The organism is Stenotrophomonas sp. AB1(2024) (assembly GCF_037482345.1).
In the GTDB taxonomy this organism is placed as follows: domain Bacteria; phylum Pseudomonadota; class Gammaproteobacteria; order Xanthomonadales; family Xanthomonadaceae; genus Stenotrophomonas.
In genome coordinates this window covers 2,579,271-2,594,920 of sequence record NZ_JBBHKO020000001.1, presented here as the reverse complement: position 1 = coordinate 2,594,920, position 15,650 = coordinate 2,579,271, and the positions used below count along the sequence as shown (strand labels likewise).

The window sequence follows — 15,650 nt, the reverse complement described above, 5'->3', positions numbered from 1 at the left end:
GGTCTCCAGACAGCGGGGCCGGCACGCCGGCGTTTCCCACGATATGGCACCGGATCCGGCGCTGCACAAGCCCCGGCGGCCACGGGTTCGTGGCCGTTCACCCGGCTCGCCGTGCTCAGTACAGGGCTTCCAGCGCGGCGCTGGGCAGCTCCGGCAGGCCCTGCCCAGCCACCGCCGCAGCGATCACCGCGTCGGCCTGGTCCACGTCGATGCCCTGTCGCGGATACCACTCCGGGTTGTAGTAGCTGTGCGCATAGCGCTCGCCGCTGTCGCACAGGATGGTCACGATCGAGCCGCTGCGGCCGGCCGCGCGCATGCGCCCGGCAGCGTGCAGCACACCGATGAAGTTGGTGCCGGTGGAGCCACCGACGCGGCGCCCCAGCTGGCGGCTGACATGGCGCATGGCCGCCAGGCTCAGCGCGTCGGGTACCTTGACCATGGCATCCACGCTGGTCGGGATGAAGCTCGATTCGACCCGCGGCCGGCCAATACCTTCCACCCGCGAGCCGCCGCTGCAGGTCAGCTCGCGCCACGGCTCGCCCGCCAACGCGGCGCGGTAGCCGTCGAAGAACACCGACACTTCCGGGTCCGCGCACAGGATGCGGGTGTCGTGCCGACGGTAACTGACATAACGGCCCAGCGTGGCGGCGGTGCCGCCGGTGCCGGGGCTGCACACGATCCATTCCGGCACCGGGTGCGGCTCTTCGGCCATCTGCTTGAAGATGGATTCGGCGATGTTGTTGTTGGCGCGCCAATCGGTGGCGCGCTCGGCGTAGGTGAACTGGTCCATGAAGTGGCCGCCGGTTTCGCGGGCCAGCTTTTCCGAATCGCAGTTCAGGTCGCAGGCGCGCTCGACCAGGTGGCAGCGGCCGCCATGGAATTCGATGGCGGCGATCTTTTCCGGCGACGTGGTGGCCGGCATCACCGCAATGAACGGCAGGCCCAGCAGCCGTGCGAAGTAGGCTTCGGACACCGCGGTGGAGCCACTTGAGGCCTCGATCACCGGGCGCCCTTCGCGCAGCCAGCCGTTGGCCAGCGCGTACAGGAACAGCGAACGCGCCAGGCGGTGCTTCAGGCTGCCGGTGGGATGGCTGGATTCATCCTTGAAGTACAGCTCGATGCCCGGGTGCCCCGGCAGGTCCATCGGAATCAGGTGGGTATCGGCCGAACGGTTGAAATCGGCTTCGATCTTGCGGATGGCGGCGGCCACCCATTCACGCTGCGACATGTCGGCGACGGTGCGAGGAGATGCAGCATTCTACGTCGCAATGGCCGGGGCCCGCTAAAATGAACGGTCTTGCCGCCACCTGCGGCCCCGCCAGAGGATCCCCCATGAGCCTTGCCTCCCTGCAGTCCCAGCCGGGCGTAGCCGCCCAGCCGCCGGCCGAAACCACCGGTTTCGTGTTCAACCACACCATGCTGCGGGTCAAGGACGCCGCCGCCTCGCTGGACTTCTACACCCGCGTGCTCGGCTTCCGCCTGCTCGACCAGCGCGACTTCCCCGAAGCGCAGTTCAGCCTGTACTTCCTGGCGCTGCTGCCGGCCGGCACGCAGATCCCGGACGGCGACGATGCCCGCCGGTTGTGGATGGCCGGCCTTCCGGGCGTGCTCGAACTGACCCACAACCACGGCACCGAAACCCAGGACGGTCCGGTTTACCACGACGGCAACCAGGACCCGCGCGGCTTCGGCCACATCTGCGTCTCCGTGCCGGACATCCAGGCCGCCTGCAAGCGCTTCGACGACCTGCAGGTGCCCTACCAGAAGCGCCTGGAAGACGGCCGCATGAAGCACCTGGCCTTCATCAAGGATCCGGACGGCTATTGGGTGGAGATCATCTCCAACACCCCGATCGGTTGAGCCCCCGGCTTCAACAATGTGCACGCCCCGCCAAGGCGGGGGTGCACCTCCGGTGGTATACCTGCGTTCCTTTCCACCCCAAAGAACCCGTATGGAAACCATGGAACTGCACCGCGGCCGCCTGATCGACCACCTGCAACTGATCGTGCGCGACCTGCCCGCCAGCCGCCGCTTCTACCAGGCTGTGCTGGACACCCTCGGCATTCCCATCGCCGGCGAGGGCGACGACTACTTCTGGGCCGACGAACTCTTCATCTCCACTGCCGACAGCGAAGCCGCCGCCGGCGAGCTGACCGGTCGCCACCACCTTGCTTTCCAGGCCCGCGACCGCGCCACCGTCGACGCCTTCCACAAGGCCGCCCTGGCCGCAGGTGGCAAGGACAACGGCGCTCCCGGCGAGCGCCCCTACCACCCGGGCTACTACGCGGCCTTCGCGATCGATCCGGATGGCAACAACATCGAGGTCGTCTATCACGGTCCAGCGACCTACAGTGTCGATTCGGTGAAGGTCACCTTCTGAACTTGAATTCCGGGGCCCTTTGTCGGCATTGGCCTTTGCGCTCCAGGGCCAACACGCCCATAGTCCGGCCCATGACGGCCATACTTGAGCGATCAGCCATGTCCAGAATAGATCGGTCGGCCTCTTGGGGCGCCAATCTTGGAAAATCTCTCATGAACAAGAAAAGCCAGCATGTTGTGCCAAGCACTTCCGGTGGCTGGGCCGTTCGGCGCTCCGGCGCGGAACGTGCGTCGAAATTGTTTGTAACTCAGAAAGAGGCCATCGCCCATGCACGCACCATCGCCAAGAGCGAGAAGGGCGAACTGTATGTGCACGGAAGAGACGGAACGATCAAAGAGAAAAGCAGCTTCGGCCACGATCCCATCCCACCGAAAGCCAAACGGTAGTTACATCGATGGAGTTCGAGGAGAATGTCTTCATAAATTGCCCCTTCGATGCAGCCTACTACCCCTCCTCAGGCCGCTACTCTTTACTGTCATATATTTGGGAATGAGGCCGCGGATCGCGCTGGAGCGTGCTGATTCCGGCGAGACAAGGATCAGCAAGATCATTGAGCTCGTCAGCGAGTCGAAGTACGGCATTCATGATATTTCACGCATTACGGCCAGCAAAAAGGGCGAAATTTTCAGACTGAACATGCCCTTCGAGCTGGGCCTGGACGTTGGTTGCCGCACATTCGGAAATGAAGTCCATAACAAGAAGCAGTGCCTTGTCCTTGAGGCCGAACGATACCGATATCAAGCTGCTCTCTCGGACCTGTCGGGCTCCGACATCGCCGTGCATAGAAATGAGCCAGAGGAAGTCGCCAATCAGGTCCGAGGCTGGCTTGCCGGCCAATGCCGCCCCAAAGCACCCGGCCCCGCAAAGATCTGGGGTGCATTCAACGACTTCATGGCAGCGAACTACGATGCCTTGACCGCAAGGGGCTTCTCAAGAAAAGACATCGAGAACCTGGCCATCTCGGAGTTGATCGACTGTATGGAAGAGTGGGTCCGAGAAAATCCATAGGCATTTCTCAAGCAAACAATCCGGCGGCATTCCAGACCCAAGCCGAAGCAGCAGCTACGACACGAAGCGGGCTGGTCGTCCGCTTCGTCTCTCCATCCCGCCGTCAGTGCGCGGCCATATAAATGTCCTGCAGCACCGCCTTCTCCAGCTCCAGCTCGCTGAGCAGGTTCTTGACGATGTCGCCCAAGCTGAGGATGCCGACCAGCGTGGCGCCTTCAGTCACCATCAGATGCCGGTGGCGCGAGTAGGTCATCAGCGCCATGGCCTGCTTCAGGGTCGCCTCCGGCGAAATGCCTTCGAGGCCCGCCGAGGGAAGACTGGAAATGACCCGCCTGCCCGCCTGCGGACCGTCGTCGGCCAGGCTGCGTACGATGTCCTTTTCCGAAATGATCCTGACCGGCGCATCGTCCTTCATCACCACCAGCGCGGCGATCTTGTGCGCGCTCATCTTGTGGGCGGCGGCGCCGATCGTGTCTTCAACGTCGATGGTGACAACGGAATCTTTCTTGGATTGCAGAAGTTCGCGAACGTTCATTCTTGTTCCTGTTGCAGACTGACTAAAGCCACACGCCTTGCGTGGTGGGACCGATTGACGCAGCCAACGGCTGACACCCCGAGAATCGCATCTCGACTAGAACCGACGCTGAATGTGACAGGCGCCCCCGACTAAAGTTTTCCCGACGCCAGAAACGGCAAAGGGCGGCCCCGTGGGACCGCCCTAACGATTGATTCCTTCCGCCCTCCGGTGTCTCGGTAAGCCCCGCAGGGCCACCCCGCCCCGGGGCTCACGTTCTGGGCAGCTGCAACGCCTGCAAACAGGCAACGGCTTGATCGAACACGTCCATGTCTTTTTCCACCAGCGCGCTCCAGTTCACCGGTTCACCCAGCAGGTCCTCCATCATCTGCAGTGGCGGCCGGTCGAAACCACGGCCGAGAACACGCCGATAGCGCGCGGCAAAGCCCTGCGGGTCCTGCTGCTGCATGGCGTAAAGACGTACCGCCACAAGACCTGCCGGCAGGTAGTTCACCAGATACAGCGGATCTTCCACCATCAGCCGCTTGTCCTGCCATGACGCACGTCGTTGCGGATAGGCCTCCAACGTGGCATCGAACGGCGCCATCACTTGCCGGGAAAGCGCATCGAGGCCATCGGCGCCGGACAGGTTCCCGGCGGCGACACCGTCGTACAGCGCCTGTTCGAGCATCGCTTCCTGGGCGGAGGTGAACACCTGCAGCACCATGTCCTCTACCAGGGACTGCTGGTACCACGCCTTCGCGCGCGGGTCGATGGCCCGTCGCTGCAGTTCATCACGGAACATGAGTTCGCCGAAGATGGCAAATGTCTCATTCACCCAGCCGGTGCCGTTGCGGTACAGCGGTGAGGCGCCCTGCGCATCCATCCACTGGCCATGCGCGGCGTGGTTGGCCTCGTGCACCAACTCCACATCTCCCGCCAGATCGTTGCGGAACCGGCCGACATACACCACCGAGGGCACACCGGGTGCGCTGATCGAGAACGCGTCCACCACACGCCCAGCCGCATCGGTGTCCATATCGATGCGGCCACCGGCGGGGTCGAGGATCGCCTGCAGCAGCGCCGCATGGTCCTGGCCCACGATCTTCATGGAGCCCGCGGCGGCTCCCTGCACCTGCATCAGGGAAAGTACCGGCGGCACATAGCCCGGCTCCGGCATGCCCAGGTCCCAGGGCGCTGGATCAGCGGCAATGCCGTTCTGCTGCAGGCGCTCACGCTGTGCCGTATGCCAGGCGTCGAGATGGCCTGCCTTCGCCCTTACCGCCCCCAACATGGCCTGCACCTGCTGCGTATCCAATCCCATCCGCAGGTAGGCGGCCTGCGGCGCACTGTCATAGCCCAGCAGCCGCGCCTGGCCGTCGTTGACGCGCGCGACGCCCAGGAAAACATCTGCCAATGCTTCGCGCTGGCGCGCGCGCCCTTCCCACCGTGCGCGCCACGCACGCGCACGCACCGCGCGGTCGGGCACGAGGGCCAGGACGGAGGCCTGCTTGTCTGCATCCAGCATGCGCCCCTGCCAGGGAATCTGCTCGTAGCGGGTCGTGTCGCGAACGTCCCGATACAACCGCCGGTAGCTGGACAGGGCGGGATCCGCCAGCAGGTCCACGGCGTTTCCGGCTCCTTCTGCAGGCGCATGCGGTGCGCGTCCCTGCCCTCGTTGGACGAAATAACGGTAAGGCTGCGCCCATGCCTCGTCGGAAGGTGCCTGGCGGACAATCGTGCGAGCCAGGGCGGCGACATCACCACAGACATCGCTGACCTGGTCCATGCCGGACCGGGCGGCCGTATCGTCGCGATCGCGGGACACGTGCAGCTCCAGGTACGCGCGATGACGCAGGCAGCGGCCATAGAGCATTTCGGCCTGGCTGAAACGACTGGCCGGCGCGGCATGAGTGTCGGCCTGTACTGACCGGATGGCGTTGCCCAGCGCCATGCGCGCCTGCTGTTCAGCGCTGCTGCTGGCGAAGTAGACCGTGTCGTCCGCGCGCAGCGAGAGCGGCTCGGCGGCACAGGACAGGAAGGGAGCTGAGAGCGGCACGCACAGCAGCGCGCGTCGAACGAGTGGATTCATTTCTGCGTCCTTGCTGAAAGACCCAGAATCTGCCCCGGCTCCGGCAGTGTCAATGGCCGGTGCAACGTTCAAAAAAAAGGCCGGCCATTGACCGGCCTTGCTGTTACTCCACCGTCACGCTCTTGGCCAAATTGCGCGGCTTGTCCACATCCGTGCCGCGCGCCAGCGCGGTGTGATAGGCCAGCAGCTGCACCGGAATGGTGTGCACCACCGGGCTGAGCACGCCGGCGTGGCGCGGGGTGCGGATCACGTGCACGCCTTCGGATTCGACGAAGTTGCTGTCCTGGTCGGCGAACACGAACAGCTCGCCGCCGCGTGCGCGCACTTCCTGCATGTTGGATTTGACCTTCTCCAGCAGGCTGTCGTTGGGCGCGATCACCACCACCGGCATGTCTTCATCCACCAGCGCCAGCGGGCCGTGCTTGAGCTCGCCGGCCGGGTAGGCTTCGGCGTGGATGTAGGTGATTTCCTTCAGCTTGAGCGCGCCTTCCAGCGCGATCGGGTAATGCAGGCCACGGCCCAGGAACAACGCGCTGTTCTTGCGTGCGAAGCGCTCGGCCCAGGCGGCGATCTGCGGTTCCATGTTCAGCGCGTGCTGCACGCTGCCCGGCAGGAAGCGCAGCTGCTCCAGATAGTCCGCTTCCTGCGCCGCGTCGATGCGGCCGTGCAGCTTGCCCAGCACCACGGTCAACTGGAACAGCGCGGCCAGCTGGGTGGTGAAGGCCTTGGTCGAGGCCACGCCGATTTCGGCGCCGGCACGGGTGTAGCAGACCAGCTCGCTGGCGCGCGGAATCGCGCTTTCGGGCACGTTGCAGATCGACAGCGTGTGCAGGTGACCCAGCGATTTGGCGTACTTCAGCGCCTCCATCGTGTCCAGGGTTTCACCGGACTGGGAGATGGTGACGATCAGGTGCTTCGGGTTGGCATACGCGGCGCGGTAACGGTACTCGCTGGCGATTTCCACGCTGCACGGCAGCCCGGCAATGGCTTCGATCCAGTAACGCGCGGTCAGGCCGGAGTAGTAGCTGGTACCGCACGCCAGGATCTGCACGCCTTCGATGCCGGCCAGCACGCTTTCGGCGTTCTTGCCGAACAGCTCGGCCGGGAAACCACCGGCGTCGATCGCCGCTTCGATGGTGTCTCCCAGCGCGCGCGGCTGTTCGTGGATTTCCTTCTGCATGAAGTGGCGGTACGGGCCCAGTTCCAGCGAGGCCAGCGATACATCCGACTGGTGCACGCCCCGGTCCACCGGCTGGTTGTGCTCATCGAACACCTGCACGCCATCGCGGCGGATGTCGGCGGTGTCGCCCTCTTCCAGGAAGATCACGTCGCGGGTGGCCGAGATCACCGCCGAGACGTCGGAGGCGACGAAGTTTTCGCCCTGGCCCAGGCCGACCAGCAGCGGGCAGCCCATCCGGGCGCACACGAAGTGATCCGGCTCGGCCCGGCTCATCACCGCCAGCGCGTAGGCACCGGTGAGCTCCTTGACCGTGCGCTGCAGCGCCGAGAGCAGGCTGTCGCCGTTCTTGAGGTTGTGGTGCATCAGGTGCGCGATGACTTCGGTGTCGGTCTGCGACTCGAACACGTAGCCCAGCCCGCGCAGGCGCTCACGCTGCTCTTCGTGGTTTTCGATGATGCCGTTGTGCACCAGCGCCACGCCGTGGCTGATGTGCGGGTGGGCGTTGGCTTCGGTCACGCCGCCGTGGGTGGCCCAACGGGTGTGGCCGATGCCGAGCGTGGCGTCGAAGCCCTCGGCAATGGCAGCCTTCTCCATCTCGGCCACGCGCCCGGTGCGGCGCACGCGGCGCACGTCGGCCTGCGCCTGGGTCTGGTCCAGCACCGCGATGCCGGAGGAGTCGTAGCCCCGGTATTCCAGGCGCTTCAGTCCTTCGATCAGTACCGGTACCACATCGCGATCTGCGATCGCTCCCACAATCCCGCACATAGATTCAGATCCCTGCTGTCGAACACCCATTCTAGCGTGGGCGACAAGATGGCTTGGACGCTGTCCGCTTAACAGAAGTGTCCGCTTCGGTGTCCGCGGACACCCGGACAATCGAACCAGCTTCGCAACCCTTTGTTTTCAAAAGGTAAAATGTTGGCACGCGATGTGCTTGATGTACCGTAACCCAACCGCGAACGAGCCCGATGATCCGCGACACTTCCGCACAGGACCAGACTCTCTCCACCCCGGGCACGGCCGCGCCGTGGAAGCGCTGGCTGTGGCCGGGCATCGCCACATTGGTGGTGCTGCTGGCCATCGTCTTCGCCGCCCGCGCCTGGCTGGGCGCCAGCCGCTCCTTCGACAGCGCACGGGTGCGCATAGCCGAAGTCAAACAGGGCGACCTGGTGCGCGACCTGGCCGCCGATGGCCGGGTGATCGCCGCCAACAGCCCGATCCTGTACGCGATCTCGGCCGGCACAGTGGACCTGAAGGTGGTAGCCGGCGATGTGGTGAAGAAGGGCCAGGAGCTGGCGATCATCGACAGCCCCGAGCTGCGCAGCAAACTGGCCCAGGAGGCGGCCACCCTGGCCGGGCTGGAAGCCGAAGCCAGCCGCGCCGTGCTCGATGCCACCCTGGCCCGCGCCAAGGCGAGCAAGGAAACCGACCAGGCCAGCATCGAGCGCCAGGCCGCCGAGCGCGACCTGCAGCGCTACCAGCGCGGTTATGACGGCGGCGCGGTGCCGCAGATCGACCTGGCCAAGGCCAATGACAGCCTGAAGAAAGCCGATATCTCGCTGGCCAACGCCCAGACCGACGCCCGCCTGCAGGGCCAGGGCGCAGACCTGGATGCGCGCAACAAGCGCCTGCTCGCCGACCGCCAGCGCGCGGTGGTGGATGAAGTGCAGCGCCAGGTGGAAGCGCTGACCCTGCGCGCACCGTTCGATGGCCAGGTCGGCCAGGTGCAGGCCACCCAGCACACTCAAGTGGCGGCCAACGCACCGATCCTCGGCGTGGTCGACCTGTCGCGCTTCGAGATCGAGATCAAGGTGCCGGAGAGCTTCGCCCGCGATCTGTCGATCGGCATTCCGGCCCAGCTCACCAGCGGCAATGGCCAGCCATTCCCCGGCGAGATCAGCGCGGTGTCGCCCGAAGTGGTGGCCGGCGAGGTCAATGCCCGCATCCGCTTCACCGACAAGCAGCCGCAGGGCCTGCGCCAGAGCCAGCGCATGCAGTCCCGCGTGGTGCTCGATACCCGCCGCAACGTGATCAAGGTCGAGCGTGGCCCGTTCGTGGAACAGGGCAACGGCCAGGCCTACGTCATGGATGGCGACACCGCGATCCGCCGCCCGGTCCGGCTGGGCGTCAGCAGCCTGGGCGAGGTGGAAATCCTGTCCGGCCTGCGTCCCGGCGACCGCGTGGTCGTCTCCGGCGCCGAACTGTTCGGCGATGCCGAAACCGTCTCCATCAACTGATCACCCTCACCACTCCACACAAGGAAACAGCCATGCTCGAGATGCGCTCGGTCGCCAAAGTATTCCGTACCGAACAGGTGGAAACCCATGCCCTGCGTTCGCTGGACCTGCACGTTCGCGAGGGTGAATTCGTTGCGGTGACCGGCCCGTCCGGTTCGGGCAAGACCACCTTCCTCAATATCGCCGGCCTGCTGGAAACCTTCACCAGCGGTACCTACATGCTCGATGGGCAGGACGTGAGCAAACTGGGCGATGACGCCCGCAGCCGCCTGCGCAACCAGAAGATCGGCTTCATCTTCCAGGGCTTCAACCTGATTTCCGACCTCAACCTGTTCGACAACGTCGACGTGCCGCTGCGCTACCGCGGCATGCCGGCCAGCGAGCGCAAGCAGCGCATCGAACGTGCACTGGGCCAGGTGGGCCTGGGCTCGCGCATGAAGCACTACCCGTCCGAACTGTCCGGCGGCCAGCAGCAGCGCGCCGCCATCGCCCGCGCCCTGGCCGGCAGCCCGCGCCTGCTGCTGGCCGACGAACCGACCGGCAACCTGGACAGCCAGATGGCCCGCGGGGTAATGGAACTGCTGGAAGAGATCAACGCTGCCGGCACCACCATCGTGATGGTCACCCACGATCCCGAACTGGCCGCCCGCGCGCAGCGCAACGTGCACATCGTCGATGGCCAGGCCACCGACCTGGTGCGCGAACCGGCGCTGGCCACCCCGCGCGTTGCCGTCGCCACGCTCAACGACTGAGGCCGCCACCATGCTCGCCTACTACTTCCGACTGGCCCTGCGCAGCTTCCGGCGCAACAAGGTGCTCACCGCGCTGATGGTGATCGCCATCGCGCTGGGCATCGGCGCCTCCATGACCACCCTGACCGTGTTCCACGTGCTGTCGGGCGACCCGATCCCGCAGAAGAGCGACCGCCTGTTCAACGTGCAGGTCGACCCGCGCCCGATGATCGGCTACCAGCCCAGCGAAGAGCCCGAAGAGCAGGTCACCCGCTTCGATGGCGAAACGCTGCTGCGTGAAAAGAAGGCCATACACCAGGTGCTGATGACCGGTGGTGGCGTCACGGTGGAACCGGACAACAGCACGCTGCGCCCGTTCGACACCGATGCGCGCTATGCGTCCAGCGATTTCTTCACCATGTTCGATGCGCCGTTCAAGTACGGCCAGGGCTGGAAGGCCGACCAGGACGAAGGCCGTGGCCGGGTGGCGGTGATCTCCAAGGCCTTGAACGAGAAGTTGTTCAACGGCCAGAACAGCGTGGGCAAGCCATTGCGCATGGATGGGCACACCTTCAACATCGTGGGCGTGCTGGACGAATGGAATCCCAACCCGCACTTCTACGACCTGGAAACCGGCCGCTACGGCGACAGCGAAGACATCTTCGTGCCGGTGTTCACCGCGCTGGACCTGAAGTTCGGCCGCAACGGCAACATGAACTGCTGGGACAACGCCAACGGCGAGGAAACCGCGCTCAATGCACCGTGCGTGTGGATGCAGTACTGGGTTGAGCTGGCCTCGCCGGCCGACGCCCGCGACTACCGGGCGTACCTGGAAAACTACTCGGCACAGCAGAAGGCCGCCGGTCGCTTCCAGCGTCCGTCCAACGTGCGCCTGCGCAACGTAATGGAGTGGTTGGACTTCAAGCAGGTGGTGCCGAGCGATGTGCGCCTGCAGTTGTGGCTGGCACTGGGCTTCCTGGCAGTGTGTCTGATCAACACGGTGGGCCTGCTGCTGGCCAAGTTCCTGCGCCGCAGCGGCGAGATCGGCGTACGCCGCGCACTGGGTGCCAGCCGTGGGCAGATCTTCCTGCAGTCGCTGGTCGAAGCCGGCACCGTCGGCCTGGCCGGTGGCGTGCTGGGCCTGGGACTGGCCCTGCTGGGCCTGTATGCGGTTCGGCAGCAACCGGTGGACTACGCCAAGCTGGCCACGCTGGACGGCAGGATGCTGCTGCTCACCTTCGGCCTGACCCTGGCCGCCAGCCTGTTGGCCGGTTTCCTGCCGGCGCTGCGCGCCATGCAGGTCACCCCCGCCATTCAACTCAAATCGCAGTAAGGATCCGGAGCACATCATGGATATCCGACCCATCCTGAGCACGTTGCGCCGGCACAAGACCGCCGCCGCCCTCATCGTGCTGGAGATCGCGCTGACCTGCGCGATCGTCTGCAACGCGTTGTTCCTGATCGGCCAGCGCCTGGAGAAGATCAACCAGCCCAGCGGCATTGCCGAGCAGGAACTGCTGGAAGTGCGCCTGGGTGGCATCGGCACCCAGGTCAACGCCACCGCGCGCACCCGCGAGGACCTGGCTGCGTTGCGTGCCATCCCCGGGGTGAAGAACGCGGTGCCGATCAACCAGCTGCCGTTCCGGCGCAATTCCTGGAATACCAGCCTGTCACTGATCCCCGACCAGGAACGCCCCAACTTCAACGCCGCACAGTTCTTCGCCAGCGAAGGCACACTGGATACGATGGGCCTGCAGCTGGTGGCCGGCCGCGACTTCCAGGGCGATGAGTTCGCCAACCTGGAAGACGTGGAGAAGGACGCCACCATCGAACAGCGCGGCTCGGCGGTGATCCTGAGCAGCAAGGCCGCCAACAAGCTGTTCCCGGATGGCCAGGCCGTCGGCAAGACCATCTACAGCGGCCGCATGCCGCTGCGCATCGTGGGCGTGGTGAAGGAACTGGCGCGCCCGGTGACGGTGGAGTCCGACACCGGCTACTCGATGATCCTGCCGGTACGGGTGAACTACGATATGGGGCTGTACCTGATCCGGGTGACCGACCCGGCACGTCGCCAGGAAGTGCTGACGGCCGCCGTGGCCGCGCTGGAGAAGGTGGACACCAGCCGCATGGTGCGCGCCAAGCTCACCTACACCGAACAGCGCGAGAAGTACTTCCAGAACGACCGCGCGATGGTCGGCCTGCTGATCACCGTGTGCGTGGCGCTGCTGGTGGTCACCGCGCTTGGCATCGTGGGCCTGGCCAGCTTCTGGGTGCAGCAGCGTACCAAGCAGATCGGCATCCGCCGTGCGCTGGGTGCCACCCGTGGCCAGATCCTGCGCTACTTCCAGACCGAGAACTTCCTGCTGGCCACCGTGGGCATCGTGCTTGGCATGCTGCTGGCGTACTCGATCAACCTGTGGCTGATGGGTGCCTACGAGCTGCCACGCATGCCGATCAGCTACCTGCCCATCGGTGCGGCGCTGCTGTGGCTGTTGGGCCAGATCGCGGTGTTCGGACCGGCCCACCGTGCGGCGGCGGTGCCGCCGGCCGTCGCGACCCGGAGCGCATGACATGAACCCTTCCGCGGCCACCGGCGCCCCCCACCGCCGGACCGCCCGTAAGCCGCATTTCGGGCCCACCCTGCCGGTGGGCCCGGCGCTCGGGTACTCTCTGCCTATCTTCCGGTCTTTCGTTGCCGCATGCCTTCGATCCTGATCATTGACGACAACGCCAGCGTGGCCACCGCGCTGGAAGTACTGTTCTCGCTGCACGACATTGACGCCATGCATGCGCTGTCGCCGGAAGATGGCCTGGCCATGCTGGAACAACAGCCGGTGGACCTGGTCATCCAGGACATGAACTTCACCGAAGACACCACCTCCGGTGAAGAGGGCGAGGCGCTGTTCCAGCAGATCCGCGCCCGCCACCCCGACCTGCCGGTGATCCTGCTCACGGCCTGGACCCACCTGAGCAGCGCGGTGGACCTGGTCAAGGCCGGTGCCGCCGACTACCTGGCCAAGCCATGGGACGACCGCAAGCTGCTGACCACGGTCAACAACCTGCTGGAGCTGTCTGAAACCCGCCGCGAACTCGACCGCCGCCGTGCACGTGAACAGCGTGATCGCACCGCGCTGGAAGCACGTTATGACCTGCGCGGCGCGGTGGTCGCCGACCCGGCCAGCGAGCGCGTGGTGAACCTGGCCTGCCAGGTCGCCCGTTCCGAGCTTCCGGTGCTGATCACCGGCCCCAACGGCGCGGGCAAGGAGAAGATCGCCGAGATCATCCAGGCCAATTCACTGGTCGCCAGGGGGCCGTTCGTGGCGCTCAACTGCGGCGCCATTCCGTCCGAGCTGATCGAGGCGGAACTGTTTGGCACCGAGGCCGGCGCCTATACCGGTGCCAACAAGGCCCGCGAGGGCAAGTTCGAAGCCGCCGACGGCGGCACGCTGTTCCTGGACGAGATCGGCAACCTCTCGCTGGGCGGCCAGATGAAGCTGCTGCGCGTGCTGGAAACCGGCCGCTTCGAGCGGCTGGGCTCCAACCGCGAGCGCCAGGTGAAAGTGCGCGTGATCAGCGCAACCAACGCCGACCTGCCGGCAATGATCCGCGACGGCCAGTTCCGCGAAGACCTGTACTACCGCCTCAATACCGTTGAGCTGGCGCTGCCGCCATTGGCTGAGCGCCCCGGCGACATCCTGCCGCTGGCCGAACGCTTCCTGGGCGACGGCAAGCCGCTGTCCAACGCCGCCGCCAGCGCGTTGCAGCGCCACGCGTGGCCGGGCAACGTGCGTGAGCTGCGCAACGTGATCCAGCGCGCCGGCCTGCTCGCGCAGGGGCCGCGCATTGAAGTGGGCGACCTGAACCTGCCACGTGCTGCTCCCGGGCCGCGTACTGCCACACCCACCACCGATCCAGACCGCAGCCGCATTGAATCGGCGCTGTCGCACAGTCACGGCATCATTGCCCAGGCCGCCGCCGAACTCGGCCTGAGCCGGCAGGCGCTTTATCGCCGCATGGATCGCTACGGTATTCCGCGCGAATGAAGCGCACCTCGTTCACCTTCCGCCTGTTCCTGCGCCTGCTGCCGGTGCTTGCGCTGGCTGCGGCCGGGCCGTGGCTGCTGGCATTCTGGCTGGACCATGGCTGGTTGGTGACGCTGGTGTCCGGCATGATGCTGCTGGCTTTGATGTGGTGGACACTGCGCCGCGCTACCGAGCCGGTGCGTTCGCTGCTGCGTGCGCTGTCGGGCACTACCAGCAGCTACCGCGATGGCGAGTACAACTTCAGCGTGTACTGGCCGGGCAATGATGAGCTGGGCGACCTGGTCCAGGCACACCGCGAGCTGGGCGATGTGCTGCGCCAACAGCGCCAGGGGCTGGTGCAGCGCGAACTGCTGCTGGACACCATGGTGCAGAACACGCCGGTATCGATGCTGCTGCTGGCCAATGGCGGCGACGGCGTGCAGCGTGTGATGTTTTCCAACCTGGCCGCGCGCAAGCTGCTGCACAACGGCTGGAAGCTGGAAGGCCAAGCCATGCAGAACGTACTGGAGACCATGCCCGTGGAGCTGCGTGATGCCATCGAACGCGGCGGCGACAGCCTGTTCGCGGTGCACGGCCCCGGCGATGCTGACGACGAGGCCGATGAGGATGACGAGCAGGTCTACCATCTGTCGCGGCGCAGTTTCCATCTCAATGGGCGCCCGCACGACCTGCTGCTGATCCGCCTGCTCACCGCCGAACTGCGCCGCCAGGAAGTGCAGACCTGGAAGAAGGTGATCCGGGTGATCAGCCACGAACTCAACAATTCGCTGGCACCGATCGCCTCGTTGGCGCACTCGGGCGGCGAACTGGTCCGGCGCGGCAAGACCGAACGCCTGGAAGAGGTGTTCGCCACCATCGAAGACCGTTCGCGGCACCTGGAAGGCTTCATCCGGGGCTATGCGCGCTTTGCCAAGCTGCCGCAGCCGCAGTTGCAGAACGTACAGTGGAAGCAGTTCCTGGCCGGGCTGCAGCTGCAGATTCCGTTCCGCATGGACGAGATTGCCGATGACCTGCAGGGCCGCGTGGACATCGCCCAGCTGGGCCAGGCGTTGTTGAACCTGCTCAAGAACGCGCATGAAGCGTGCGGCGAAGCCGAGCCGCCCAACGATGATGTGGAGCTGCGCCTGACCCGTCTACCGCAGTGGCTGCGGCTTGAAGTACTGGATCGTGGCAAAGGCATGAACGAAGCGGTGCTGCAGAACGCGCTGATGCCGTTCTATTCCACCAAGCGCAACGGTACCGGCCTGGGCCTGGCGCTTACCCGCGAAATCGTCGAAGCACATGGTGGCCGCGTGTCGCTGCAGAACCGCCGCGAGGGCGGGTTGTGCGTGTCGATATTTTTGCCGGGGTGATGGTCGGGGTGGTCGGGGGCCCTGGATCGCGTCGATCATTGTTAAGCGTCGGGTCGATGGCCGTGTTCGGTGGCCAATCGGTTTCGGACACTTGGGCCGCGCTGCGCGCGGTG

The 15,650-nt window shown here is 65.5% G+C and carries 14 protein-coding genes; 10 read left to right on the top strand and 4 right to left on the bottom strand.

Annotated elements, in window-relative coordinates:
* Window positions 1-115 precede the first annotated feature (115 nt).
* A complete protein-coding gene (locus WIX41_RS11800) occupies window positions 116-1,228 on the bottom strand; it encodes a PLP-dependent cysteine synthase family protein (protein WP_339447753.1) in 1,113 nt (370 codons plus the stop codon).
* Window positions 1,229-1,332: 104 nt separating this feature from the next.
* Between WIX41_RS11800 and gloA the strand changes: the two genes are divergently transcribed.
* The 4 genes from gloA (at window position 1,333) to WIX41_RS11780 (ending at window position 3,388) form a co-directional block, all read left to right on the top strand.
* Window positions 1,333-1,860, top strand: coding sequence for a lactoylglutathione lyase (gene gloA, locus WIX41_RS11795; RefSeq protein WP_339447752.1), 528 nt, complete (start codon window positions 1,333-1,335; stop codon window positions 1,858-1,860).
* A 91-nt stretch (window positions 1,861-1,951) separates the two neighbouring features.
* Entirely contained in the window at window positions 1,952-2,380 is a 429-nt protein-coding gene (locus WIX41_RS11790; protein WP_339447750.1) for a VOC family protein, read from the top strand.
* A gap of 152 nt (window positions 2,381-2,532) precedes the next feature.
* Window positions 2,533-2,766, top strand: coding sequence for a DUF2188 domain-containing protein (locus tag WIX41_RS11785; RefSeq protein WP_339447748.1), 234 nt, complete (start codon window positions 2,533-2,535; stop codon window positions 2,764-2,766).
* A 103-nt stretch (window positions 2,767-2,869) separates the two neighbouring features.
* Window positions 2,870-3,388, top strand: a complete 519-nt coding sequence (locus tag WIX41_RS11780) for a hypothetical protein (protein ID WP_339447746.1) — start codon at window positions 2,870-2,872, stop codon at window positions 3,386-3,388.
* Between the two features lie 103 nt (window positions 3,389-3,491).
* On the opposite strand, the gene WIX41_RS11775 is transcribed toward WIX41_RS11780, so the two are convergent.
* The 3 genes from WIX41_RS11775 to glmS form a co-directional block, all read right to left on the bottom strand.
* The gene (locus tag WIX41_RS11775) at window positions 3,492-3,923 is read right to left on the bottom strand and encodes a CBS domain-containing protein (protein ID WP_339447745.1); all 432 of its coding nucleotides are present in this window, start codon (window positions 3,921-3,923) and stop codon (window positions 3,492-3,494) included.
* Window positions 3,924-4,173: 250 nt separating this feature from the next.
* Window positions 4,174-5,994: a M3 family metallopeptidase gene (locus WIX41_RS11770; RefSeq protein WP_339447744.1), complete on the bottom strand. Its 1,821-nt coding sequence runs from the start codon at window positions 5,992-5,994 to the stop codon at window positions 4,174-4,176.
* A 103-nt stretch (window positions 5,995-6,097) separates the two neighbouring features.
* On the bottom strand, window positions 6,098-7,939 hold the full coding sequence (gene glmS / locus WIX41_RS11765) for a glutamine--fructose-6-phosphate transaminase (isomerizing) (protein WP_339447743.1): 1,842 nt from the start codon (window positions 7,937-7,939) through the stop codon (window positions 6,098-6,100).
* 203 nt (window positions 7,940-8,142) lie between these two features.
* Between glmS and WIX41_RS11760 the strand changes: the two genes are divergently transcribed.
* The 6 genes from WIX41_RS11760 (at window position 8,143) to WIX41_RS11735 (ending at window position 15,537) form a co-directional block, all read left to right on the top strand.
* On the top strand, window positions 8,143-9,411 hold the full coding sequence (locus tag WIX41_RS11760; protein ID WP_339447742.1) for an efflux RND transporter periplasmic adaptor subunit: 1,269 nt from the start codon (window positions 8,143-8,145) through the stop codon (window positions 9,409-9,411).
* A gap of 32 nt (window positions 9,412-9,443) precedes the next feature.
* The gene (locus tag WIX41_RS11755; protein WP_339447739.1) at window positions 9,444-10,163 is read left to right on the top strand and encodes an ABC transporter ATP-binding protein; all 720 of its coding nucleotides are present in this window, start codon (window positions 9,444-9,446) and stop codon (window positions 10,161-10,163) included.
* A gap of 10 nt (window positions 10,164-10,173) precedes the next feature.
* The gene (locus WIX41_RS11750; RefSeq protein WP_339447737.1) at window positions 10,174-11,475 is read left to right on the top strand and encodes an ABC transporter permease; all 1,302 of its coding nucleotides are present in this window, start codon (window positions 10,174-10,176) and stop codon (window positions 11,473-11,475) included.
* 16 nt (window positions 11,476-11,491) lie between these two features.
* Window positions 11,492-12,712, top strand: coding sequence for an ABC transporter permease (locus tag WIX41_RS11745; RefSeq protein WP_339447735.1), 1,221 nt, complete (start codon window positions 11,492-11,494; stop codon window positions 12,710-12,712).
* 129 nt (window positions 12,713-12,841) lie between these two features.
* Window positions 12,842-14,185 carry a sigma-54-dependent transcriptional regulator gene (locus tag WIX41_RS11740; RefSeq protein WP_339447733.1) on the top strand — a complete coding sequence of 448 codons (1,344 nt, stop codon included), beginning with the start codon at window positions 12,842-12,844 and terminating at the stop codon, window positions 14,183-14,185.
* Window positions 14,182-15,537, top strand: coding sequence for a sensor histidine kinase (locus tag WIX41_RS11735; protein WP_339447731.1), 1,356 nt, complete (start codon window positions 14,182-14,184; stop codon window positions 15,535-15,537). Before WIX41_RS11740 ends, WIX41_RS11735 begins: the two co-directional genes overlap by 4 nt.
* The last annotated feature ends 113 nt before the right edge of the window (window positions 15,538-15,650 follow it).